We start from the raw sequence: 20971 nt of genomic DNA on the forward strand, positions 1-20971 counted from the left end.
GGTGAGTGACAGAAGGCCCCACCCTACTGCCGGGCAACCGCGTCGATAAGCGCACCAAGGAGGTATTCGTGTTGTCGCTCGAAAGGATGAATGGCCTTGCACGACGGGACTTTGCGCCGCTCATGGATCGGCTGGATGGAGGATCATCAGTGCAGCGCATGGTGCATATCGGATCACGAGACTGTTGCATGCCCCGCAACAGTGCATGTCCGGAATCGGTATTTTTCCCACGCGATCAAGACCTTATTCTGAACGCGCTTTCACGGGACTCGCCGCAAAGTACGAAGCACTGGCCTTTGAGCGACTCATGCCATTGCCGACAGATTTCAGATAAATCGAAGACTTCGGTTTATCGCCCCGGTGTTCACTGACGTTGATTTGTAGCTCCTTGATCCAACGTCTTACCTTGGCCGCTGCGTTTGCAGCGGCCTTTTTTATGGGCAATGAATTTTGTACAGAAGAGGTTTTCAGAGGGATGACAGGACCCAGATGAATCCTGTCGAGTGATGCGTAGGGATCAGAGTGAATACTTCTGCAAATTCGCCATCATTTCCTTCAGCGCCTCAATATTATCCTTCGGATGCGCCGCCCCTTCGAAATCACAAATCTGCTGCCAGTGCGCCGCGACATCTTCCGGCGAGAAACCAACGCGCGGATCAAACCCGGCACCGAGGCTGCGCTCCCAACGCACCTTGCCCATCCAGCCGCCACCGACTTCGAACAGTCCGGCGGTTTCCTGGCATTGCTCACTGGCCAGATACACCACCAACGGGCTGACCAGTTCCGGTTTGAGTTGCTCGAACACTTGCGGCGGGATCAGGCCTTCGGTCATGCGCGTGCCGCCGGTTGGCGCAATGGCGTTGACAAGGATGTTGTTCTTGCGGCCCTCGATGGCCAGTGTGCGGGTCAGGCCGTAGAGGCCCAGTTTGGCCATGCCGTAGTTGGACTGGCCGAAGTTGCCGTAGATGCCCGAGGTGGAGGCGGTGAAGATCACCCGGCCATAGTTTTGCTCGCGCAGGTGCGGCCACGCGGCGCGGGTGACTTTGTAGGCGCCTTCGACATGGACGCGGTAAACCAGATCCCAGTCGGCGTCGTCCATTTTGTGGAAGGTCTTGTCGCGCAGGATGCCGGCGTTGTTGACGACGACGTCGACGCGGCCGAAGACATCAAGGGCGTTTTGCACCAGTTTGTCGCCGTCGGTGACCGAGTCATGGTTGGCTTCGGCGATACCGCCGGCTTCGCGGATTTCCGCAACCACGCGATCAGCCGCGGATGCATTAGCGCCTTCACCCTGGGTCGAGCCGCCGAGATCATTGACCAGCACCTTGGCGCCCTGTCTGGCAAACAACAATGCGTGGGCGCGTCCGAGGCCACCACCGGCTCCGGTGACGATGACGACTTTATCTTCGAAACGCACAGACTCATTCATCGCAGCAACTCCAGCAGGCCAGTATTGAGCCAGAGTGTCAGGCACACAGCTTTTGGTCACAATGAATACGGCGGAGGCTGAATGGTGTGCAATAAGGTTGGGGGATAGTGAAGATCAAAAGATCGCAGCCTGCGGCAGCTCCAGGGGATCGGTGTAGGAGCTGCCGCAGGCTGCGATCTTTTGATCTTCAGGAGCAGGCAACTTTGCGCGGCGGCAACACCTGACGTTCGCGAAACTCCAAATAGTGCTTGAGCACCTGCACCGGCGCTTCGGTCTGTGGATAGTGACCAATGCCCGGCAGCAGCACAGCGTCGGCATCAGGAATCAACTCGCAATAACGCTGCACCATGTGTGCACCAGAGATCGGGTCGACTTCGCCATCAATCACCCGCAACGGGATCTCACCGTGCTGCATCGCCGCAACCCAACGATCACGCTGCACCCGACGCTCCGGAATGTAGCTGATCAGTTTGTGCATGATCCGTGGCCCACGATTGGTATCGACCAGGCTCCAGAAATCATCCAGTTCGCTCTCTGTCGGCCGGGTGTTTGGCCCAAAGATCTGCCGAAAACTTTTCACCAGGGCATCGCGGGTAAACGCGCGACCGATCATCCAGCCCAGTGGACTCAGCAGCAGTTTTTGCATCAGCACCGGACGATGGGTTTCCGGAAACAGGCCACCGTTGAGGAACACGCAACTGGCGATTTCGAGGCGATCCTCGTAATGCCGGGCCAGCAATTCTTGCGCAACGCTGTCACCGTAATCGTGCGCCAGCACATGCACCGGTTGTTCGACCTGCAAATGCGCGAGCAAGGCCTGTTGCAGGTCAGCCTGCTCCAGCAGGCTGTAGGTGTGATTGATCGGCTTGGCCGAATCGCCAAACCCGAGCATGTCACAGGCAATCACCCGATAACGCGCGGCCAGTGGCTGCCACAGGTAATGCCAGTCCCAACTGGCGGTCGGGAAGCCGTGGATCAGCAACAGCGGCTCACCCTGCCCCGCCGTCCAGTAGCGAATCGGCTGGCCACGAAAGACAAACGTCTGGCTGCGTTTGCGCCAGACACACAGAGGAATCTCGGCAAGAGGCATTAGAGTTTATATCCGGGGTCTTGTTTATCGAGTTTGCGCAGCAACGCTGGCCAGGCCAGCGCGCCACCCATGCCTTGAGCACTTTTGGTGACGCCGGCAATCATCGCTTTGGCGCCCGCCAGGATTTGCGGTTCGATGGCGATGAGCTCAGCACCACCGGTTTGCGCCATGACCTGAATGTCGCAGGCGCGCTGGAAGGTGAACATCATCAGAAAGGTATCGGCGATGGTGCCGCCACAGGTCAGCAGACCGTGGTTGTGCAGCATCAGGAAATTGTTCTCGCCGAGGTCGGCCTGCAAGCGCGCTTTCTCTTCGTGGTTCAGCGCCACACCTTCGTAAGCGTGATAGGCCAGGCTCGACAACACGAACAGCGACTGTTGGCTGATCGGCAACACGCCCTGCTTTTGCGCCGACACCGCGACACCGGACGCGGTGTGCGTATGCAGCACGCAAACCACATCGTGCCGTACTTCGTGCACGGCGCTGTGGATGGTGTAGCCGGCGGGGTTGATCTCGTAGGGGCTGTCCATGAGTTTGTTGCCGGCCTGATCGACCTTCACCAGGCTCGACGCAGTGATCTCGTGAAACATCAGCCCGAACGGGTTGATCAGGAAATCTTCGGTGCCCGGCACCTTGGCGGAAATATGGGTGAAGATCAAATCGTCCCAGCCATGGGCGGCGACCAGACGATAACAGGCGGCGAGATCGACACGGGTCTGCCACTCTGCGGCGCTGACCTGGTCTTTGACATTAAGGGACGATTGGACGGGGGCTACGCTCACTGTATGCACCTCTGCGTTCTTATTGTTCTGCACGTGTGAGCAGTCTAGTCAGGCGCAGAGGATCGCGTAGTTGCATTGGCAGCCAGCTTGATGACTGATCGAGTCAGCAATGCAAACAGCTTGGATCCATGTCAAAGCAACGACGCCAACAAAGGCGCGGCAAACAGATTGAGCAGACCGGTCAAGACCATCACCAGCCCGGCGACAGAGCCTTCTTCGCCCCCCACTTCATGGGCGCGACTGACGCCTGCACCGTGCGCGCCAACCCCGAACAACGCACCGCGCGCCAAGGCACTGCGCAACGGCAACCACTTCAAGAGCACGCCGCCGAGCATCGCACCGAACACGCCGGTGAACATTACAAAGACCGCCGTCAGTTCCGGCACGCCACCCAGGTTCTGTGCCAGCGGCATAGCGAACGGTGTGGTGATCGAGCGCGGCACCAGCGACATCGTCACCGAACTGTCCAGCGCCAACGCCTTGGCCAATCCGAATGAAGTACCAATTGAAGCCGCACTGCCGGCAACCATGCCCAGCATCAATGCCGACCAGTGCCGCATCAACAATCGGCGTTGCTGCCAGATCGGCACGGCGAACGCGACGGTCACCGGGCCCAGCACCAGCATCAGCCAGTGGGTGTTGCTCGAATACTCGGCATACGCCGTGTGCAGCGGCACGGCGAGCGCCAGTAGCAAGGCCGGCACCAGAATCAGCGGCGACAATACGTAGCGACCGGTACGCCGATAAATCCAGCGGCTGAACAGGTACGCCAGCAGGGTGAAGGCGAGCCAGAACATCGGCATCCATTCAAGCTTCATGGGAGCGCCTCGCGCGTACGGCCAGTTCCACGGTGAACGCAGTGACCAGCATCACCATCAAGGTGCTGGCGGCGATCACCAGCAAAATCCGCCAGCCGTCATTGCGCAGCAACGCGCCGTAATCGAGCAGACTCATCAACGCCGGGATAAAGAACAACAGCATCTCGGCCATCAGCAATCCTGCGCCCAATTGCAGGGCTGCCGGTTTGACCCAGCCAAAGGCAAACGCCAGCAGCAACAGCGCCATGCCGATCACGCCGCCGGGAATCGGCCAGGCTAGCCATGCGGCGAGTTGGCAGCCGAGCAGGTAGAGACCGAGCAACACGGCGAGTTCGACGAAGAGACGGGAAAGTTGTTTGAAGCGGGCGGCGTTCATGAGGTTGGCTCCTTACAGAAGCCTATTTTACGAAGTGACCTGCCATCCCCGAAGCGAATTGTTAGACTCAAACCCATTCCATAATGGAATCAGGCCATGGAATTCAAACAGCTGCGCAGTTTTGTCGAAGTCATGCATCAGGGCGGTTTCACCCAAGCGGCGAAAACCCTGCACATAAGCCAATCAGCCGTCAGCAAACAAATCGCGCAACTGGAGCAGAGCCTCGGCACCCCCTTGCTCGAACGGCTCGGCTCGCAATTGCGTCTGACCGCCGCGGGCAGCGTGGTACTGCAACGGGCCGAGGGCATGCTGCGTTTGCGCAACGAACTGCTCGCGGAGCTGGACGACCTCAGTCATATGGCACGTGGAGAGCTGCGCCTCGGCCTGCCATTACTCGGCAGCGACGCGCTATTCGCCAAACTGTTTGCTGAATACCGGCGGCGCTATCCGAATATCAGCATCCAGTTGCTCGAGGGCGGTAGCCGCAATATCGAGCAGGCTGTGCTGAGCGGGGAACTGGAATTGGGCGGCAGTCTGTTGCCCAAGAATCCACAGTTCGACTGTCAGCCATTTTGCGATGAGCAACTTGACGCCCTGCTGCCAGTGGATCATCCGCTGGCCGATCGCGGCGAGATTGGTCTGGAGGAATTGGCCGAGACGCCGTTTCTGCTCTATCAGCGCAGTTTCGTGCTCAACGACCGCTTGCTGCAGGCATGCCAGCAATTGGGTTTCACGCCGAAGGAAGGCGGACGCAGCGGTCAGGCGGATTTTCTCGCGGCGTTGGTGGCCGCCGGGCAAGGCGTGGTGCTGTTGCCCAGCGTGGTCGCACGCGGGCTGGTGCGGCCAGGCGTGGTACGCCTGGCCTTGCGCGCGCCGGATTATCTGCGCTGGGATATCGCTTTCATCTGGCGTCGCGGCGCCTATCTGTCAAAAGCCGCACAGGCATGGCTAAGCTTGCTGCGCGAGCGGGCGATCAGCCCTTGAGCGTGTCGACCAACTGCGCCAGCCACGGTTCGGCGTCGGTTTCCGGAGTGACACTTTCACTGGCGTCGATGCGCAGCATGTCCTGCACTTCGCGCACGCCCAGTTCGCTGAACAGTTCACGTATTTGCTCGCCACCGCCGCAGAAGGTGTCGCCGTAACTGGCGTCGCCCAAGGCAATCACTGCGCCCGGCAAGCCACGCCACGCCGCCGGCAACTGGTCGCGAATCGCCGAATACAGCGGCATCAGGTTGTCGGGCAATTCACCCATGCCGGTGGTCGACGTCACTGCGAGAAACGCCTCAGGGCCGAACGCTTGAATGTCTGCCAGGCTGGCGCGCGAATTGTAAAAGGTTTCAAAGCCAGCGGCTTTCAACAGGTTCTCGGCGTGACGGGCGACTTCTTCGGCGGTGCCGTAGACCGAACCGGAGAGGATGGCGACTTTCATCAATCTGATCCTGAAACTGGAAAAAAAGAGCGGCGATAGTAACAGCCTCAAACGCAATGCTGCGACTGGATCTCAATTGACGGTAATGGCCAGTAGACAGCGCCTGCGGTTCTTCTAGAATGCGAGCCACTGACAACTCTGAAAGAATTCAAAGATGATCAACGCCAGCCTGCTGCAAATGGTGATCAATGCGTCGAACGACGGGATCGTGGTCGCAGAGAAGGAAGGTGAGCAGGACAATATCCTGATTTATGTGAACCCGGCTTTTGAACGACTGACCGGCTACACCAGCGAAGAGATCCTCTACCAGGATTGCCGCTTTCTGCAGGCCGGAGACCGTGACCAGGAGAGCCTGGAGCTGATTCGCAATGTATTGCGCAACAACGGATCGTGCCGGGAAATCCTGCGCAACTACCGCAAGGATGGCACGCCGTTCTGGAATGAACTGTCGCTTTCAACGGTAAAAAACGCCGATGACGGGCTGACTTATTTTGTGGGTGTGCAGAAGGACGTGACTGTTCAGGTCAAGGCCCAGCAGCGCGTGGCGCTGTTGGAAGCAAAGGTCGCGGCCCTTGAAGCGGAACTGGCGTTGTTGAAAGCGACAAACGGTTAAAACAAAACAGCGAACTAATTGTCATTAACTACAATCACCAATGACTTTGTATCTATATCTTTCGAGTTAGCCATGCAGCGCGACGCCCTCCTCACTCAGGATGAGCTGGATTTCATCCAGACCATGCAGCACAACCCGCAACTGAACGTGCGGGATGCGACGTCGAGTCTGCTGGTTAACGGCGGTTCGCAGATCCGTGATTTGCTCACACGCCTGGCCGCTCACGAGCAAGTGACCATTCAGGCCAACTTCGAAAATCAGCAAATGACATTCCCGTTGCATCTGGTGGAGGACGAGTTTCACGCGCTGCATCTGCGCCTTGGCGTACCAAGCATTTATGAAGACGGCCCGATGGTGCGGCCATGGCGGTTGACGCTCGAAGAGCCAGTAGCCCTGGAAAACGCCAAAGGTCAGCCGGGCACGTTGTGGGTCCACGAGGTTTCGCACAAAGGTGTGCTACTGGAAGTGCGCAACAAGACCAAACCGCCCAAGCATTTTGCTCTGTGGTTCAGCCCATCGGGTTACGAGCGGATTTCATTGCGCGGCAATTTCGAACGGGAAACCGAAAGTGGTTTCTACGCCTACGAACTGAGCCAGACCGACACCGACGAAACCGAACGCCTGCGCCAGTTCATCCTGCAGCAACATCGCCTGACGCATCCTGCCCTTCACACCTGAGTTTCAGGTATCCAGATTGCCGGCGAGAAACTGCAACATACGCTGACGCATGTTTGCCCCCTCATTCCCCAGACACGCTACCGAGGATCCTGCCAGGCTATCCTGCGCCAGATCCGAAGCATCGCCCGCCAGCATCAACTGACAATCGAGGCTTAACGCCAGCCGGTTCAGACGCCGAGGTAATTCGGCGCTGGGCGCGTGATTGGAAAACAGCACGAGTGCATCAGGTTTGATCTTTTCGCACACCAGCGTCAGCTCATCGAACGGCTGACCTGTAGTCAGCACTCGAACACCGGCATTGCTGTCGCTGAGAAACAACGCCGCCACCAGCAATTCCAGCTCCCGACACTGCCCGGCCAGCGCACTGACGATCACCCGGCGCGGTTGCGTGCCGCGCAGCATGACAATCCGCTGCAATACGCGCGCGCGCAGGAATCCATCGAAGAACAGCCACTCGCTGGTTTGCCCGAAAGCCTCCTGGCGCTGCAACAATTGCAGCCACAACGGCATGAGGATGTCCTGAAACACCACCGGCAACGCGTAAGAAGAGAAAATCTGCCCATAGACGCGGTCCAGTTGCTGATCGTCGAACGCACTGACCGCCTGCTGGATCTGCTCCTGCCATTGCAGGTAATCGGCCTGCACCAGATCATCCGGGATGATGTGCGCGAGCACTTTCATCGGTTCGGTCTTGGCGAGGATCTTGCCGACCTTGCTCACGGCAACACCGCGATCAATCCAGTCGACGATGCTGCGCACGCGCTCGATATCGGTCATCGAATAGAGTCGATGTCCACTTTCAGTGCGTGTCGGCTGAATCAAACCATAGCGTCGCTCCCAGGCGCGCAAGGTCACCGGGTTGACGCCTGTCAGACGTGCGACCTCACGGATCGGGAACAGATCAGCGCGTTCGAGCGCAACAGAGGCCTGCGTAGCGGGGTTTGCGTCCGTGATGACAGGCATATGGCGTTCAACTTCCATGTCGGTTCAATTGGATCCCATTCTAACGCTTATGCCCCGATGGGGTTCAAGTGATGAAATGCGACGAAAGTCGCTGGTTTAATCGTGAAAAACCGGAATAATCCTTGCTTGTTGAAAAACGCAGGCCTCTACCCCGGCCCTGCGTCAGGCGAAATTCCTACCCGGAGTGACGCACTCGAAATACGGAGATACAAAATGTCTACTTCCCCCGTCACGCTGATGGTTGCCCGTCGCGTCGCCGACGGCCGTTATCAGGATTTGATCGCCTGGCTGCGCGAAGGCGAACAACTGGCCACTGACTTCCCCGGTTACCTCGGCTCTGGCGTGCTCGCTCCGCCGCCCGGTGATAACGAGTTTCAAATCATTTTCCGTTTCGTCGATGAACAGACGCTGCATGCGTGGGAATACTCGGCATCGCGCACGGCGTGGCTGAGCCGTGGCAGCGATCTCTTCGCCCATCCGAAAGAGCATCGGGTCAGCGGTATCGAAGGCTGGTTCGGCGCGGCCGGTCAGCGTCCACCGCGCTGGAAGCAGGCTGTCGCGATCTGGCTGGCGTTCTTTCCGGTGTCGCTGCTGTTCAACTTTGTCCTCGGCCCGTTGCTCGCTGACATGAGTTTGTTGCCGCGTGTGTTGATCAGCACGGCGTGCCTGACACCGTTGATGGTTTACTTCTTTATTCCGCTGTCGACGCGCTTGCTGGCGAATTGGCTGAACAGCACCCCGGTGCGCCTGCCTGTTTCGGCGACACCTCAAAAACATTAAAGATCGCAGCCTCGTTGCACTCGACAGCTCCTACAGGACTGAATACAGACCGGGGTAGGAGCTGCCGCAGGCTGCGATCTTTTCAGGCTCGTCGCTGTTATAGTTTTTGCTCCCACCGCGATGCGAGCCGTTCATGCCAAATTCCGCAGCCCCGATCCTCATCACCGGTGCCGGCCAGCGTGTCGGTCTGCATTGCGCGCAGCGGTTACTCGAAGAAGGCTATCGCGTCATCTTCACCTACCGCAGCGAACGCCCCGGCGTGCAGACACTGCGCGATCTGGGCGCCATCGGCCTGTTCGCCGATTTTTCCAGCGAAACCGGGATTCTCGCCTTCATCGAAACACTGAAAAACCACAGCGAAAGCCTGCGCGCCATCGTGCACAACGCCTCCGAATGGCTGGCCGAAACCCCGGACAGCGAGGCCGAAGCCTTCACGCGCATGTTCAATCTGCACATGCTCGCGCCGTACCTGATCAACCTGCACTGCGGTGAATTGCTAAAGCGCTCGACACCCGCCGACATCATCCACATCAGCGACGATGTCACCCGCAAAGGCAGCAGCAAGCACATCGGCTATTGCGCGACCAAGGCCGGACTCGACAGCCTGACCCTGTCCTTCGCAGCACGCTATGCGCCGGCAATCAAGGTCAACGGCATCGCCCCGGCCCTGCTATTGTTCAATGCCGACGACGACGCAGCCTACCGCGCCAAGGCCCTGGCCAAATCCGCGCTGGGCATCGAACCGGGCAGCGAAGTGATCTATCAGAGCCTGCGCTACCTGCTCGAAAATCCTTATGTCACCGGGACAACCCTGACCGTCAACGGCGGAAGGCACGTCAAATAACGCCTGCCTGCGAGGAAGTCCATGACCCGCTCACTGCCCGAAAATTACCGCGAAATCCTTATCGGTCTCGGTGAAAATCCCGACCGTGAAGGATTGCTCGATACGCCAGTGCGTGCAGCCAAGGCCATGCAATACCTGTGTCACGGCTATGAGCAAAGCGTCGACGAGATCGTCAATGGCGCGCTGTTTGCCTCGGACAGCGACGAGATGATCATCGTCGCCGACATCGAACTGTACTCATTGTGCGAACATCACCTGTTGCCCTTCATCGGCAAGGCCCATGTGGCTTATATTCCGACAGGCAAGGTACTGGGCCTGTCGAAAATCGCGCGACTGGTGGACATGTTCGCGCGGCGCCTGCAGATTCAGGAAAACCTCACCCGGCAAATTGCCGATGCGGTGCAACAGGTCACCGATGCTGCCGGCGTCGCCGTCGTCATCGAGGCCAGACACATGTGCATGATGATGCGCGGTGTCGAAAAACAGAATTCGACCATGAACACCTCGGTCATGCTCGGCGCGTTCCGCGAGTCGAGTAACACCCGCCAGGAGTTCCTGCAATTGATTGGACGGAGCAAGTAAATGCCACAACTTCAGCCGGGAATGGCGCGCATCCGGGTCAAGGATCTGCGCTTGCGCACCTTTATCGGGATCAACGAGGACGAAATCCTCAACAAGCAGGATGTGCTGATCAACCTGACCATTCTGTACGCCGCGCAGGAAGCGGTGCGTGACAACGACATTGATCACGCACTGAACTACCGCACGATCACCAAAGCGATCATCGCCCACGTCGAAGGCAACCGCTTTGCCCTGCTAGAACGCCTGACGCAGGAATTGCTCGATCTGGTGATGAGCAACGGTTCGGTACTGTACGCCGAAGTCGAAGTCGACAAGCCACATGCGCTGAGGTTTGCCGAGTCGGTGTCGATCACGCTCGCGGCTAGCCGCTGAGCTTCAAGCTTCGAGCTGCAAGCGGTAAGCTAACGGCCGACCCCGATCCAATCTTGCAGCTTGAAGCTTGCCGCTCAAAGCTGTCTCGCAGAGACCCCCATGACTGATCAACAACGCCTCGAACTCGAAGCCGCCGCTTTCCGCCGGCTGGTCGCCCACCTGGACAGCCGCAAGGACGTACAGAACATCGACCTGATGAACCTCGCCGGGTTCTGCCGCAACTGCCTGTCGAAGTGGTACAAGGCCGAAGCGGACGAGCGTCAGATCGAAGTTAGCCTCGATGACGCCCGCGAAGTGGTTTACGGCATGCCGTACGCCGAGTGGAAAGCCCAATTTCAGCAAGAAGCCAACGCTGAACAACAAGCAGCGTTCGCCAAAGGAAAAACCCATGAGTGACCTGAACACCCTGCGCGCCAGCCTCAACAGCGGCGACCACGCTTTCGCCGACACCCTGGCCTTCATCGCCGCCGGTTACGACTACCAGCCGCAGGCTTTCAGCAACGGTGGCGTGGAAAACGCCGCCGGGCAGAACGAAGGTTCGTGCAAGACCTTGGGTCTGGCGCTGCTGGAAGGTCTGAGCGATGAAGAAGCGCTGTTGGCGTTTGGTGAGCATTACCGCTCGGTGGTCGCAACGCCAGAGGGCAGCGATCACGGCAACATCCGTGCGTTGATCCAGCACGGTCTGGCCGGCGTCAAATTCACCGCCCAACCCCTGACCCGCCGCTGATCCCAGCTGCAACGCCCCCCCTGTAGGAGTGAGCCTGCTCGTGATAGCGGTGTATCAGTCGACTCATATGTTGACCAGTACACCGCTATCGCGAGCAGGCTCACTCCTACAATGAATTGCGTTGGAGCAGGAATAACGGGCACAAAAAAACCGGCCAATCTCTGGCCGGTTTTTTTATGCCTGCGATTTTAGAACGAAGCGTTCTGCAGACCGTCCAGGTAACGCTCGGTGTCCAGTGCCGCCATGCAGCCGGCGCCGGCCGAGGTGATGGCCTGACGGTAAACGTGGTCAGCCACGTCACCGGCGGCGAAGATACCTTCAACGCTGGTCGCAGTGGCATTGCCTTCACGGCCGCCGTGCACCACCAGGTAACCGTCTTTCAGGGTCAGTTGGCCTTCGAACAGCGAAGTGTTCGGGGTGTGGCCGATAGCGATGAACACGCCGTCGACGGTGATTTCGTCGAAGCTGCCGTCGTTGTTCTTCAGACGCGCGCCGGTCACGCCCATGTTGTCGCCCAGGACTTCGTCGAGGTTGGCGTTCAACTTAAGGATGATCTTGCCTTCGGCCACACGAGCGTTGAGCTTGTCGATCAGGATCTTCTCGGCGCGGAAGGTTTCGCGACGGTGGATCAGGGTCACGGTGCTGGCGATGTTGGCCAGGTACAGCGCTTCTTCAACGGCAGTGTTGCCGCCGCCGACCACTGCAACAGGCTTGTTGCGATAGAAGAAACCGTCACAGGTCGCGCAGGCCGAAACGCCTTTGCCCATGAACGCTTCTTCCGACGGCAGGCCCAGATAGCGCGCGCTGGCGCCGGTGGCGATGATCAGGGCGTCGCAGGTGTAAGTCGCGCTGTCACCGGTCAGGGTGTAAGGCTTGGCGGCGAAGTCGACGGCGTTGATGTGATCGAAAACGATCTCGGTTTCAAAACGCTCGGCGTGCTCGCGCATACGCTCCATCAGTGCAGGGCCGGTCAGACCGTGGACGTCGCCCGGCCAGTTGTCGACTTCGGTAGTGGTGGTCAGTTGACCGCCAGCCTGCATGCCGGTGATCAGCAGTGGCTTGAGGTTGGCACGGGCCGCGTATACCGCGGCGCTGTAACCGGCAGGGCCGGAACCGAGGATAATCACTCGCGAATGACGGACTTCAGACATGACCTGCTCCTGTTGACCGGGCCAAAAAACGGGCACGGATCGCCGGACTGCCGGCGGGAATAAAAAAGGACTGTGGAAAACCTTGGGGAAGGCTTGAGCTCGACAGTCCTGTAAAAAGTTGGGTGCAGCGTATCGAGGGGGGCAAGATTAAGGAAATACGGTTTAACAATCCAGCTCATAGGTGGTCTCTATGCCGACACACTGACGAGATGGACGTCTTTGTTACAGTGAATGTCGATCGCTCTGCCGCGCTTTCGCCGCCGTGGCAAAGCCGGTAAGGTCGGCGCGATTTCCCTTGCTCGGAGCACCTTATGCCCGCCCCCGTTCTGTCCGGCCCGCAATACCTGCGCGAAGGCCTGAAACTGGTCCTCAGCCCCGGCCTGCGCCTGTTCGTATTGCTGCCGCTGGCGATCAACCTGGTGCTGTTCGTCGGATTGATCTATCTGGCCGGCCACCAGTTCAGCCTGTGGGTCGATACGCTGATGCCGTCGCTGCCCGAATGGCTGAGTTTCCTCAGCTACATCCTCTGGCCCTTATTCGTCGTGCTGGTGGCGTTGATGGTGTTCTTCACCTTCACCATGCTCGCCAACGTGATCGCCGCGCCGTTCAACGGTTTTCTCGCGGAAAAAGTCGAAGTGGTGGTGCGTGGCACTGATGACTTCCCGGCCTTCAGCTGGGGCGAACTGATCGCCATGGTCCCGCGCACCCTCGCCCGGGAAATGCGCAAGCTCGGCTACTTCCTGCCCCGCGCGATCGGTCTGTTCATCCTATCGTTCATCCCGGTGGTGAACATCATTGCTGCACCGCTGTGGTTGTTGTTCGGCGTGTGGATGATGGCGATCCAGTACATCGACTACCCGGCGGACAACCACAAACTCGGATGGAACGAGATGCTCGCCTGGCTGCGCGAGAAGCGCTGGCAGAGCATGAGTTTTGGCGCAATCGTCTATCTGGTGCTGCTGATTCCGGTGGTCAACATCCTGATGATGCCGGCGGCGGTGGCCGGGGCGACGTTGTTCTGGGTGCGCGAGCGTGGTGCAGAGAATCTGGTGACTCAGCGCTGAGCCCCCAGCCATAGCGCGTCACAAATCCATCATCCGAACGTCACAAGCACGACATGGCCTCAGCCGACACTGAGGTCATGACGACAGCTCTACATATCACCCTGATCAGCGAAACCTTCCCACCGGAAATCAACGGCGTGGCCAATACGCTTGGCCGCTTGTGCGATGGACTGCGCGCGCGTGGGCATCAGGTTGAACTGGTACGCCCGCGTCAGGCCGGCGATCCGCAGCGCAGCGAAGATGACGCGTTGCTGTTGTGTCGGGGCTGGCCGCTGCCGGGGTACCCGGGGCTGCAATGGGGTCAGTCGTCGATGCACAAACTGCTGCGGCGCTGGAAGCATCAGCGTCCCGATGTGCTGTATATCGCCACGGAAGGACCGCTCGGGTTATCAGCCCTGCGTGCGGCGCGGCGTCTGGGCATTTCGGTGGTCAGCGGGTTTCACACCAACTTTCAGCAATACACCAGTCAGTACGGCCTCGGTCTGCTGACGCGGATGCTCACGCATTATCTGCGCTGGTTTCACAATCGCTCGGCGCTGACGTTGGTGCCCAGTGTCAGCCAGCGCCTGGAACTGGAGCGGCGGCATTTCGAACGATTGGCGCTGTTGTCGCGCGGTGTCGACAGCCAGTTGTTTCATCCGAGCAAACGGCTGAATGCCTTGCGTGAGCAGTGGGGCGTGTCCGAGCAGGACATTGCGGTTATTCACGTAGGACGACTCGCGCCGGAGAAGAACCTTGGCCTGCTCAAACGCTGCTTCGAAAATCTGCGTGACACTTATCCACAGCGTAATCTGAAACTGATCGTGGTCGGCGACGGGCCGCAACGGCTGGCGCTGGAAAAGGATTTGCCCGGGGCGGTTTTCTGCGGTGCGCAGCGCGGTGAAGCGTTGGCGGCGCACTATGCGTCCGGGGATCTGTTTCTGTTTCCGAGCCTGACGGAAACCTTCGGCAACGTGGTGCTGGAAGCGCTTGCCTCGGGGCTGGGTGTGGTGGCTTACGATCAAGCTGCAGCGGCGCAGCATATTCGCCACGGCTACAACGGCGTGCTGGCGATGCCGGGTGATGAGCAGGCGTTCTGCGAGGCGGCGGCGTGGTTGCTGGAGGAGGATGAGACGTTGCGTTGCGTGCGTTTGAATGCACGGCAGCATGCGAGTCGCCAGGGCTGGCCGGCGGTTATCGAGCAGTTTGAAAAGCATTTGCGCGGGGCTTGTGTGGGTGAGCAAGTGGTGCCGAATGCGCAGACATTGCCTTGAATCCAGACGACTTGGAGACCGCTATCGCGAGCAGGCTCACTCCTACAGGTGGAATGCATTCCAATTGTAGGAGTGAGCCTGCTCGCGATGGCGTCAGTACAACCGCTGATTAAACCAGCGTCATCAACGCCTCACGGCTGAACGGCAAGATATCCTGCTCACGCCCTTCGCGGACTTTCTGTGCCCAGTCCGGATCGACCAGCAGCGCACGGCCCACCGCCACCAGATCGAATTCCTCCTTGTTCAGGCGCTCCAGCAGGTTCTCCAGACTGGCCGGTTGCGCGACCTTGTCGGTGTTGACCATGAACTGCAGGAACTCGCCATCGAGACCCACGCTGCCGACGGTGATGGTCGGCTTGCCGGTGAGTTTGCGCGTCCAGCCCGCGAGGTTCAGCTCGGAGCCGTCAAACTCAGGCTCCCAGAAACGCCGCGTCGAGCAATGGAAAATATCCACGCCAGCGTCGGACAACGGCTTGAGGAATTCGCCCAGCGCTTCTGGGGTTTGCACCAGACGAGCGGTGTAATCCTGCTGTTTCCACTGCGAGAAACGGAAGATGATCGGGAAGCCTTCACCGACCGCTGCACGTACTGCTTGAATCAGTTCGATGGCAAAGCGCGAACGGTTGGCCAGGCTGCCGCCGTATTCATCGGTGCGCTGGTTGCTGCCTACCCAGAAGAACTGGTCGATCAGGTAACCGTGCGCGCCGTGGATTTCCACGCCGTCCATGCCGATGCTATGTGCATCCTTGGCGGCTTGGGCGAATGCGGCGATTACATCCTTGATGTCCTGTTGGGTCATGCCGTGCACCACGACCTGACCGTCCTTGAGTTTTTCCGACGGGCCGTAAGCCGGCACGCTGGCGTCCGGCTCGGTGCCGATGCGGCGCACGCTGCCGACATGCCAGAGTTGCGGAACGATCTTGCCGCCTTCAGCGTGAACAGCGTCGACGACTTTCTTCCAGCCGGCCAACGGTGCTTCACCAAAGAATTGCGGCACGTTCGGGTAACCGTTGGAGGCAACGTGACCGACGGTGGTGCCTTCGGTGATGATCAGGCCAACCCCGGCTGCTGCGCGACGGCGGTAGTACTCGATGACTTTCGAATTCGGCACGCCACCCGGGGAAAACGAACGGGTCATTGGCGCCATGACCACACGGGTCGGCAGTTCGAGGGCACCGAGGTGGAACGGTTTGAACAAGGCTTGAACGGGCATCGAAGGGCTCCACAGAGAAGGCTTTATGACGGCGATAATATGGAGGCGCGAACCCTTTGAACAGCACTATTGATTTGGGTGATTAAGGATTAAAAGACGCAAAGCAAAAGATCGCAGCCTTCGGCAGCTCCTACATGGGGTTTTGAGGTCACCTGTAGGAGCTGCCGAAGGCTGCGATCTTTTGATCTTGCTGTTTCAGCTCAGCGCTTTTTCAATCGCATGAACAATGCTCGGATCATCCGGCGCCGTGCGCGGCGAGAACCGCGCCAGCACCCGACCATCCTTGCCGAGCAGGAATTTCTCGAAATTCCAGGTGATGTCACCGGGAAACTCCGCGCCCTCGCCCGCCAGCAAGCGGTAGAGCTGATGCCGTTCGTGGCCGTTGACTTCGAGCTTGCTCGACAACGGAAACGTCACACCATAGTTAAGGCTGCAGAACTCCTGAATTTCCTTTTCAGAGCCAGGTTCCTGGCCGGCAAACTGGTTGCACGGCAGGCCCAGCACACTGAAGCCTTTGCCTTTGAATTGCTGATGGAGGATTTCCAGCGCCGCGTACTGTGTGGTCAAGCCGCACTTGGAGGCGACGTTGACCACCAGCACGACTTGGCCCTTGAACGGCGCCAGCGGTAGCTCCTGACCATCCAGGGCTGTCAACTTAAGGTCGTGAAAAGCACTCATGACGAACTCCAGGATTCCGATGTTCTACTCGAAACAGCCACTTGGCGAGGCCACCAAGGACAGCCGCGGACTAAAAAGGCGCCCGCAGGCGCCTCTCCAGTACTCGAAGCTTAGCGCAGAAAATCAGTGGTGATGGCCACCTTCGCCATGGACGTGACCATGAGCGATTTCTTCCTGGCTGGCTTCACGGATATCAACGATCTTCACTTTGAAGTTCAGGCGCTGACCGGCCAGTGGGTGGTTGCCGTCGACTGTCACGTCGTCGCCGTCGAGGTCACGGATGGTGACGATTTGCATTTGGCCGTCCGGCGCCGAAGCGTGGAACTGCATGCCGACTTCCAGCTCGTCAACGCCTTCGAACATGCTGCGGCTCAGGGTGCTGACCAGCTCAGCGGCGTATTCGCCGTAAGCGTCTTCCGGCTCAACGGAAACTTCCAGCTCGTCACCAACAGCTTTGCCTTCCAGAGCTTTTTCCAGGCCCGGGATGATGTTGCCTGCGCCTTGCAGGTAGACCAGCGGAGCGCCGCCGGCGGAGCTGTCGATGACCTCACCAGCGTCGTTGGTCAGGGTATAGTCGATGGAGACAGCCTTATTGGCGGCGATCAGCATGGGGCGAGACCTTTTGCAGAAGAATATAGAAAGGCCAAGTTTAGCGAAGCAAACGCGCGAAAGCGAACACAACCCGGACAAACGGGTTTCGACGATCGCAGGCTTCCATCAAGACGAGGAAGGCCATTGGGTGGCCGAGCTTTCCTGTGGTCACACCCAGCACCTGCGCCACCAGCCGCCATGGCAATCGCGCGCCTGGGTGCTGGACCCAGCGCAACGTATTGAAAAAATAGGCCAACCCTTTGCCTGCGGTTGGTGCGCACAAGGCTCGGTTAGCGCTAACCTTGGCGACTGAATTTCGGCAGATTGTCAGAGATAGATGATCGCCATTGCCATGCAACTTTAGAGAATTCGCATGCAAACTTTTTTTATCGCCCCCACCGATTTTGGCGTGGGTCTGACCTCCATCAGCCTCGGGCTGGTACGCACGCTTGAGCGCGCCGGGCTGAAAGTCGGCTTCTTCAAGCCGATCGCGCAGCCGCATCCGGGCGACACCGGCCCTGAGCGTTCCACCGAACTGGTGTCGCGCACTCACGGCTTGAAACCGCCACAACCGTTGGGTCTGGCCCACGTCGAGCGGATGCTCGGCGACGGTCAGCTCGATGAGCTGCTCGAAGAAATCATCGCCCTCTATCAGCAAGCCGCCATCGGCAAAGACGTGCTGGTTGTCGAAGGCATGGTGCCGACTCGCAGCGCCAGTTACGCCGCGCGGGTCAACCTGCACTTGGCCAAGAGCCTCGATGCCGAGGTGATTCTGGTTTCGGCGCCGGAAAACGAAGTGCTCGCCGAGCTATCTGGCCGCGTCGAGTTGCAGGCGCAATTGTTCGGCGGGCCGAAAGACCCGAAAGTCCTCGGCGTGATCCTCAACAAGGTCAAGACCGACGAGAGCATGGACGCCTTCGCCACGCGTCTGAAAGAGCATTCGCCGTTGCTGCGCAGCGGTGATTTCCGCTTGCTCGGTTGCATCCCGTTCCAACCCGAACTCAACGCACCACGCACCCGCGACGTCGCCGACCTGATGGGCGCGCAAGTGCTCAATGCCGGTGACTACGAAACCCGGCGCATGACCAAAATCATCATTTGCGCACGGACCATGCGCAACACCGTCGAGCTGCTCAAACCCGGCGTGCTGGTGGTGACGCCGGGTGATCGCGACGACATCATCCTCGCCGTCAGCCTCGCCGCGATCAACGGCGTGCCGCTGGCCGGTCTGTTGCTGACCAGCGACACGCTGCCCGATCCGCGCATCATGGATCTGTGCCGGGGCGCCTTACAGGCCGGTTTGCCAGTGTTGTCGGTGAGCACAGGCTCTTACGACACCGCCAACCTGCTGAACGGTCTGAACAAGGAAATCCCCATCGATGACCGCGAGCGAGCGGAGATCATCACCGATTTCGTCGCCAGCCATCTCGATGCCAAGTGGCTGCACCAGCGCTGCGGCACGCCACGGGAGATGCGCCTGTCGCCGGCGGTGTTCCGCTATCAATTGATTCAGCGCGCCCAAGCCGCCAACAAGCGCATCGTCCTGCCCGAAGGCAGCGAACCGTTCACTGTGCAAGCGGCGGCGATCTGTCAGGAACGCGGGATCGCCCGTTGCGTATTGCTGGCCAAACCGGAAGACGTCGAAGCGGTCGCTCGCGCCCAAGGCATCGTGTTGCCGCCGGGCCTGGAGATTCTTGATCCGGATCTGATCCGCGAGCGCTACGTGGAGCCGATGGTCGCCCTGCGCAAGACCAAAAGCCTCAATGCACCGATGGCCGAGCAGCAACTGGAAGACACCGTGGTGATCGGCACCATGATGCTTGCGCTGGATGAAGTCGACGGGTTGGTCTCGGGTGTGATCAACACCACCGCCAACACTATCCGTCCAGCCCTGCAACTGATCAAGACCGCGCCGGGCTGTACGCTGGTGTCGTCGGTGTTCTTCATGCTGTTCCCGGAAGAAGTGCTGGTCTATGGCGACTGCGTGATGAACCCGCATCCGAGTGCCACCGAACTTGCCGAAATCGCGCTGCAAAGCGCCGACTCGGCCGCCGCGTTCGGTATCACTCCGCGCGTAGCGATGATCAGTTATTCCAGCGGCGAATCTGCCACCGGTGAAGAAGTCGAAAAAGTCCGCGAGGCCACCCTCCTCGCCCACGAACAACAGCATTCGCTGCTGATCGACGGCCCGTTGCAATACGACGCCGCTGCCAACGCAGACGTCGCCCGGCAACTGGCGCCAAACAGTCAGGTCGCCGGTCGTGCCACCGTGTTTGTGTTCCCGGATCTGAACACCGGCAACACCACGCACAAAGCCGTGCAGCGCAGCGCCGATTGCGTCAGCCTCGGGCCGATGCTGCAAGGCCTGCGCAAACCGGTCAATGACTTGCCGCGCGGCGCGCAAGTCGATGACATCGTCTACACCATCGCCCTCACCGCGATTCAAGCCGCCAACCGACCTATGGATGTGTAAATGCTGGATTTTCTACCTGCACCCGTGCGCGGCGTGATCGCCTCGCTGCTGTTGGCCCTCAACACCATTCTGCTGTGCTCGTTCCTGTTCTGCGTGGCGCTGATCAAAGCGCTGCCGTTCGACCTCGCCCGGCGTGCCTCACTGTGGCTGATGAGCCACACCCATGAAGCGTGGATCAGCAACAACAAGGGCTGGATGAACCTGGTTCGGCGCACGCGCTGGCACATCAGCGGTCTGCAAGGGCTCGACTACAAGCACTCGTACCTGATCACCAGCAACCACCAGAGCTGGGTTGATATTCTGGTGCTGCAATACGTGCTTAACCGCCGGATTCAGCCGCTGAAATTCTTCCTCAAGCAGGAGCTGATCTGGGTCCCGATAATCGGTCTGGCCTGGTGGGCGCTGGGCTTTCCGTTCATGAAGCGTTACTCCAAGGCGTACCTCGCCAAGCACCCGGAGAAGAAAGGCAAAGACCTCGAAACCACGCGCAAAACCTGCGCGAAGTTTCGTAATAACCCGGTGGGGATTTTCAACTTCGTCGAGGGCACGCGGTTTACCGAAGGCAAACATGCGCAGCAGCAATCGCCGTTCAAATATCTGCTCAAGCCCAAGGCTGGCGGGATTGCGTTTGTTCTGGATGCGATGGGCGAGCAACTGGAGTCGATCGTCAACGTGACGATCCACTACCCGGCCGGGCGTCCGGGGTTCTGGGATTTGCTCTGCGGTAATGTGCGCGATGTGGTGGTGCATTTTGAAGAGCTGAAGATTCCGCAGCAATTCATTGGCAAGAACTACGATCAGGACGGCGAGTATCGTTTGCAGTTTCAGGGCTGGATCAACCAGCTGTGGCTGGACAAGGATGCGCTGCTCGAACAGATGCACCGCGAGTATCCAGCCAAACACTAACCCCCTGTAGGAGTGAGCCTGCTCGCGATAGCGGTGGATCAGCCACCAACAATGTTGAATGACACACCGCTATCGCGAGCAGGCTCACTCCTACAATTGACCGAGTTGGCCCCAATAAAAAAGCCCGCCGATGATCACTCATCGGCGGGCTTTTTATTT

The 20971-nt window shown here is 59.2% G+C and carries 25 protein-coding genes; 14 read left to right on the forward strand and 11 right to left on the reverse strand.

Going from position 1 to position 20971, the window contains the following annotated elements:
- Positions 1–517 precede the first annotated feature (517 nt).
- The 5 genes from ACOYXE_RS17870 to ACOYXE_RS17890 form a co-directional block, all read right to left on the reverse strand.
- Positions 518–1429, reverse strand: coding sequence for an SDR family oxidoreductase (locus ACOYXE_RS17870; protein ID WP_160055933.1), 912 nt, complete (start codon positions 1427–1429; stop codon positions 518–520).
- 187 nt (positions 1430–1616) lie between these two features.
- Positions 1617–2519 carry an alpha/beta fold hydrolase gene (locus ACOYXE_RS17875; protein WP_160055931.1) on the reverse strand — a complete coding sequence of 301 codons (903 nt, stop codon included), beginning with the start codon at positions 2517–2519 and terminating at the stop codon, positions 1617–1619.
- A complete protein-coding gene (locus ACOYXE_RS17880) occupies positions 2519–3301 on the reverse strand; it encodes a class II aldolase/adducin family protein (RefSeq protein ID WP_007950070.1) in 783 nt (260 codons plus the stop codon). The genes ACOYXE_RS17875 and ACOYXE_RS17880 overlap by 1 nt, the downstream gene beginning before the upstream one ends.
- 131 nt (positions 3302–3432) lie before the next feature.
- Positions 3433–4119 carry an LrgB family protein gene (locus ACOYXE_RS17885; RefSeq protein ID WP_053117198.1) on the reverse strand — a complete coding sequence of 229 codons (687 nt, stop codon included), beginning with the start codon at positions 4117–4119 and terminating at the stop codon, positions 3433–3435.
- Positions 4109–4495 carry a CidA/LrgA family protein gene (locus tag ACOYXE_RS17890; protein ID WP_460926365.1) on the reverse strand — a complete coding sequence of 129 codons (387 nt, stop codon included), beginning with the start codon at positions 4493–4495 and terminating at the stop codon, positions 4109–4111. Before ACOYXE_RS17890 ends, ACOYXE_RS17885 begins: the two co-directional genes overlap by 11 nt.
- Positions 4496–4591: 96 nt before the next feature.
- On the opposite strand from ACOYXE_RS17890, the gene ACOYXE_RS17895 reads away from it, so the two are divergent.
- On the forward strand, positions 4592–5479 hold the full coding sequence (locus tag ACOYXE_RS17895; RefSeq protein WP_160055923.1) for a LysR family transcriptional regulator: 888 nt from the start codon (positions 4592–4594) through the stop codon (positions 5477–5479).
- On the opposite strand, the gene ACOYXE_RS17900 is transcribed toward ACOYXE_RS17895, so the two are convergent.
- A complete protein-coding gene (locus tag ACOYXE_RS17900; RefSeq protein ID WP_460926366.1) occupies positions 5469–5924 on the reverse strand; it encodes a flavodoxin in 456 nt (151 codons plus the stop codon). The genes ACOYXE_RS17895 and ACOYXE_RS17900 overlap by 11 nt on opposite strands.
- 154 nt (positions 5925–6078) lie before the next feature.
- Here ACOYXE_RS17900 and ACOYXE_RS17905 point away from each other — a divergent pair, with 154 nt between their 5' ends.
- Both ACOYXE_RS17905 and ACOYXE_RS17910 read left to right on the forward strand, forming a co-directional pair.
- A complete protein-coding gene (locus ACOYXE_RS17905) occupies positions 6079–6537 on the forward strand; it encodes a PAS domain-containing protein (RefSeq protein ID WP_160055919.1) in 459 nt (152 codons plus the stop codon).
- A 72-nt stretch (positions 6538–6609) separates the two neighbouring features.
- Positions 6610–7215 carry a hypothetical protein gene (locus ACOYXE_RS17910; RefSeq protein WP_016987019.1) on the forward strand — a complete coding sequence of 202 codons (606 nt, stop codon included), beginning with the start codon at positions 6610–6612 and terminating at the stop codon, positions 7213–7215.
- A 3-nt stretch (positions 7216–7218) separates the two neighbouring features.
- On the opposite strand, the gene ACOYXE_RS17915 is transcribed toward ACOYXE_RS17910, so the two are convergent.
- Positions 7219–8178, reverse strand: coding sequence for a MerR family transcriptional regulator (locus ACOYXE_RS17915; RefSeq protein WP_077571445.1), 960 nt, complete (start codon positions 8176–8178; stop codon positions 7219–7221).
- 213 nt (positions 8179–8391) lie between these two features.
- On the opposite strand from ACOYXE_RS17915, the gene ACOYXE_RS17920 reads away from it, so the two are divergent.
- The 6 genes from ACOYXE_RS17920 (at position 8392) to ACOYXE_RS17945 (ending at position 11483) form a co-directional block, all read left to right on the forward strand.
- Complete coding sequence (locus ACOYXE_RS17920; protein ID WP_160055915.1) at positions 8392–8958, forward strand: antibiotic biosynthesis monooxygenase; 567 nt, start codon at positions 8392–8394, stop codon at positions 8956–8958.
- 133 nt (positions 8959–9091) lie between these two features.
- Complete coding sequence (gene folM, locus ACOYXE_RS17925; RefSeq protein WP_405122292.1) at positions 9092–9802, forward strand: dihydromonapterin reductase; 711 nt, start codon at positions 9092–9094, stop codon at positions 9800–9802.
- Positions 9803–9823: 21 nt separating this feature from the next.
- Positions 9824–10384 carry a GTP cyclohydrolase I FolE gene (gene folE / locus ACOYXE_RS17930; protein ID WP_160055911.1) on the forward strand — a complete coding sequence of 187 codons (561 nt, stop codon included), beginning with the start codon at positions 9824–9826 and terminating at the stop codon, positions 10382–10384.
- Positions 10385–10756, forward strand: coding sequence for a dihydroneopterin triphosphate 2'-epimerase (gene folX / locus ACOYXE_RS17935; RefSeq protein WP_007914273.1), 372 nt, complete (start codon positions 10385–10387; stop codon positions 10754–10756).
- A gap of 99 nt (positions 10757–10855) precedes the next feature.
- A complete protein-coding gene (locus tag ACOYXE_RS17940) occupies positions 10856–11152 on the forward strand; it encodes a DUF1244 domain-containing protein (protein WP_077571159.1) in 297 nt (98 codons plus the stop codon).
- A complete protein-coding gene (locus ACOYXE_RS17945) occupies positions 11145–11483 on the forward strand; it encodes a HopJ type III effector protein (protein ID WP_160055907.1) in 339 nt (112 codons plus the stop codon). Before ACOYXE_RS17940 ends, ACOYXE_RS17945 begins: the two co-directional genes overlap by 8 nt.
- Positions 11484–11671: 188 nt before the next feature.
- Here the strand turns inward: ACOYXE_RS17945 and trxB are convergent, their stop codons facing one another.
- On the reverse strand, positions 11672–12634 hold the full coding sequence (gene trxB, locus ACOYXE_RS17950) for a thioredoxin-disulfide reductase (RefSeq protein ID WP_007912350.1): 963 nt from the start codon (positions 12632–12634) through the stop codon (positions 11672–11674).
- Between the two features lie 311 nt (positions 12635–12945).
- On the opposite strand from trxB, the gene cysZ reads away from it, so the two are divergent.
- Entirely contained in the window at positions 12946–13698 is a 753-nt protein-coding gene (cysZ, locus tag ACOYXE_RS17955; RefSeq protein WP_160055903.1) for a sulfate transporter CysZ, read from the forward strand.
- Positions 13699–13751: 53 nt separating this feature from the next.
- Positions 13752–14951, forward strand: coding sequence for a glycosyltransferase family 4 protein (locus ACOYXE_RS17960; protein ID WP_460926367.1), 1200 nt, complete (start codon positions 13752–13754; stop codon positions 14949–14951).
- Between the two features lie 109 nt (positions 14952–15060).
- Here ACOYXE_RS17960 and ACOYXE_RS17965 read toward each other — a convergent pair whose 3' ends face one another.
- The 3 genes from ACOYXE_RS17965 to ACOYXE_RS17975 form a co-directional block, all read right to left on the reverse strand.
- Positions 15061–16164, reverse strand: a complete 1104-nt coding sequence (locus tag ACOYXE_RS17965) for an NADH:flavin oxidoreductase (RefSeq protein WP_460926368.1) — start codon at positions 16162–16164, stop codon at positions 15061–15063.
- 195 nt (positions 16165–16359) lie between these two features.
- Positions 16360–16842, reverse strand: coding sequence for a glutathione peroxidase (locus tag ACOYXE_RS17970; RefSeq protein ID WP_160055897.1), 483 nt, complete (start codon positions 16840–16842; stop codon positions 16360–16362).
- Positions 16843–16965: 123 nt separating this feature from the next.
- Entirely contained in the window at positions 16966–17451 is a 486-nt protein-coding gene (locus tag ACOYXE_RS17975; protein ID WP_160055895.1) for an FKBP-type peptidyl-prolyl cis-trans isomerase, read from the reverse strand.
- On the opposite strand from ACOYXE_RS17975, the gene ACOYXE_RS17980 reads away from it, so the two are divergent.
- From ACOYXE_RS17980 to ACOYXE_RS17990, 3 genes are read left to right on the forward strand one after another with little or no spacing between them, the layout of a single operon-like run.
- Positions 17420–17746 (forward strand): DUF3565 domain-containing protein, encoded by a 327-nt coding sequence (locus ACOYXE_RS17980; protein ID WP_077571443.1) that lies wholly within the window; start codon positions 17420–17422, stop codon positions 17744–17746. The two genes, ACOYXE_RS17975 and ACOYXE_RS17980, sit on opposite strands and share 32 nt — an antisense overlap.
- A gap of 60 nt (positions 17747–17806) precedes the next feature.
- Positions 17807–19906 (forward strand): phosphate acetyltransferase, encoded by a 2100-nt coding sequence (pta, locus tag ACOYXE_RS17985; protein ID WP_160055893.1) that lies wholly within the window; start codon positions 17807–17809, stop codon positions 19904–19906.
- Complete coding sequence (locus tag ACOYXE_RS17990) at positions 19907–20812, forward strand: acyltransferase (RefSeq protein ID WP_160055891.1); 906 nt, start codon at positions 19907–19909, stop codon at positions 20810–20812.
- The last annotated feature ends 159 nt before the right edge of the window (positions 20813–20971 follow it).

The organism is Pseudomonas sp. MC6 (assembly GCF_054790575.1).

Excerpts from the sequence above, each read along its gene's own strand:
- ACOYXE_RS17870 (WP_160055933.1), bottom strand. The coding sequence starts at position 1,429 with ATGAATGAGTCTGTGCGTTTCGAAGATAAAGTCGTCATCGTCACCGGA.
- ACOYXE_RS17875 (WP_160055931.1), bottom strand. The coding sequence starts at position 2,519 with ATGCCTCTTGCCGAGATTCCTCTGTGTGTCTGGCGCAAACGCAGCCAG.
- ACOYXE_RS17885 (WP_053117198.1), bottom strand. The coding sequence starts at position 4,119 with ATGAAGCTTGAATGGATGCCGATGTTCTGGCTCGCCTTCACCCTGCTG.
- ACOYXE_RS17890 (WP_460926365.1), bottom strand. The coding sequence starts at position 4,495 with ATGAACGCCGCCCGCTTCAAACAACTTTCCCGTCTCTTCGTCGAACTC.
- ACOYXE_RS17895 (WP_160055923.1), top strand. The coding sequence starts at position 4,592 with ATGGAATTCAAACAGCTGCGCAGTTTTGTCGAAGTCATGCATCAGGGC.
- ACOYXE_RS17900 (WP_460926366.1), bottom strand. The coding sequence starts at position 5,924 with ATGAAAGTCGCCATCCTCTCCGGTTCGGTCTACGGCACCGCCGAAGAA.
- ACOYXE_RS17905 (WP_160055919.1), top strand. The coding sequence starts at position 6,079 with ATGATCAACGCCAGCCTGCTGCAAATGGTGATCAATGCGTCGAACGAC.
- ACOYXE_RS17910 (WP_016987019.1), top strand. The coding sequence starts at position 6,610 with ATGCAGCGCGACGCCCTCCTCACTCAGGATGAGCTGGATTTCATCCAG.
- ACOYXE_RS17915 (WP_077571445.1), bottom strand. The coding sequence starts at position 8,178 with ATGCCTGTCATCACGGACGCAAACCCCGCTACGCAGGCCTCTGTTGCG.
- ACOYXE_RS17920 (WP_160055915.1), top strand. The coding sequence starts at position 8,392 with ATGTCTACTTCCCCCGTCACGCTGATGGTTGCCCGTCGCGTCGCCGAC.
- folM (WP_405122292.1), top strand. The coding sequence starts at position 9,092 with ATGCCAAATTCCGCAGCCCCGATCCTCATCACCGGTGCCGGCCAGCGT.
- folE (WP_160055911.1), top strand. The coding sequence starts at position 9,824 with ATGACCCGCTCACTGCCCGAAAATTACCGCGAAATCCTTATCGGTCTC.
- folX (WP_007914273.1), top strand. The coding sequence starts at position 10,385 with ATGCCACAACTTCAGCCGGGAATGGCGCGCATCCGGGTCAAGGATCTG.
- ACOYXE_RS17940 (WP_077571159.1), top strand. The coding sequence starts at position 10,856 with ATGACTGATCAACAACGCCTCGAACTCGAAGCCGCCGCTTTCCGCCGG.
- ACOYXE_RS17945 (WP_160055907.1), top strand. The coding sequence starts at position 11,145 with ATGAGTGACCTGAACACCCTGCGCGCCAGCCTCAACAGCGGCGACCAC.
- trxB (WP_007912350.1), bottom strand. The coding sequence starts at position 12,634 with ATGTCTGAAGTCCGTCATTCGCGAGTGATTATCCTCGGTTCCGGCCCT.
- cysZ (WP_160055903.1), top strand. The coding sequence starts at position 12,946 with ATGCCCGCCCCCGTTCTGTCCGGCCCGCAATACCTGCGCGAAGGCCTG.
- ACOYXE_RS17960 (WP_460926367.1), top strand. The coding sequence starts at position 13,752 with ATGGCCTCAGCCGACACTGAGGTCATGACGACAGCTCTACATATCACC.
- ACOYXE_RS17965 (WP_460926368.1), bottom strand. The coding sequence starts at position 16,164 with ATGCCCGTTCAAGCCTTGTTCAAACCGTTCCACCTCGGTGCCCTCGAA.
- ACOYXE_RS17970 (WP_160055897.1), bottom strand. The coding sequence starts at position 16,842 with ATGAGTGCTTTTCACGACCTTAAGTTGACAGCCCTGGATGGTCAGGAG.
- ACOYXE_RS17980 (WP_077571443.1), top strand. The coding sequence starts at position 17,420 with ATGGAGACAGCCTTATTGGCGGCGATCAGCATGGGGCGAGACCTTTTG.
- ACOYXE_RS17975 (WP_160055895.1), bottom strand. The coding sequence starts at position 17,451 with ATGCTGATCGCCGCCAATAAGGCTGTCTCCATCGACTATACCCTGACC.
- pta (WP_160055893.1), top strand. The coding sequence starts at position 17,807 with ATGCAAACTTTTTTTATCGCCCCCACCGATTTTGGCGTGGGTCTGACC.
- ACOYXE_RS17990 (WP_160055891.1), top strand. The coding sequence starts at position 19,907 with ATGCTGGATTTTCTACCTGCACCCGTGCGCGGCGTGATCGCCTCGCTG.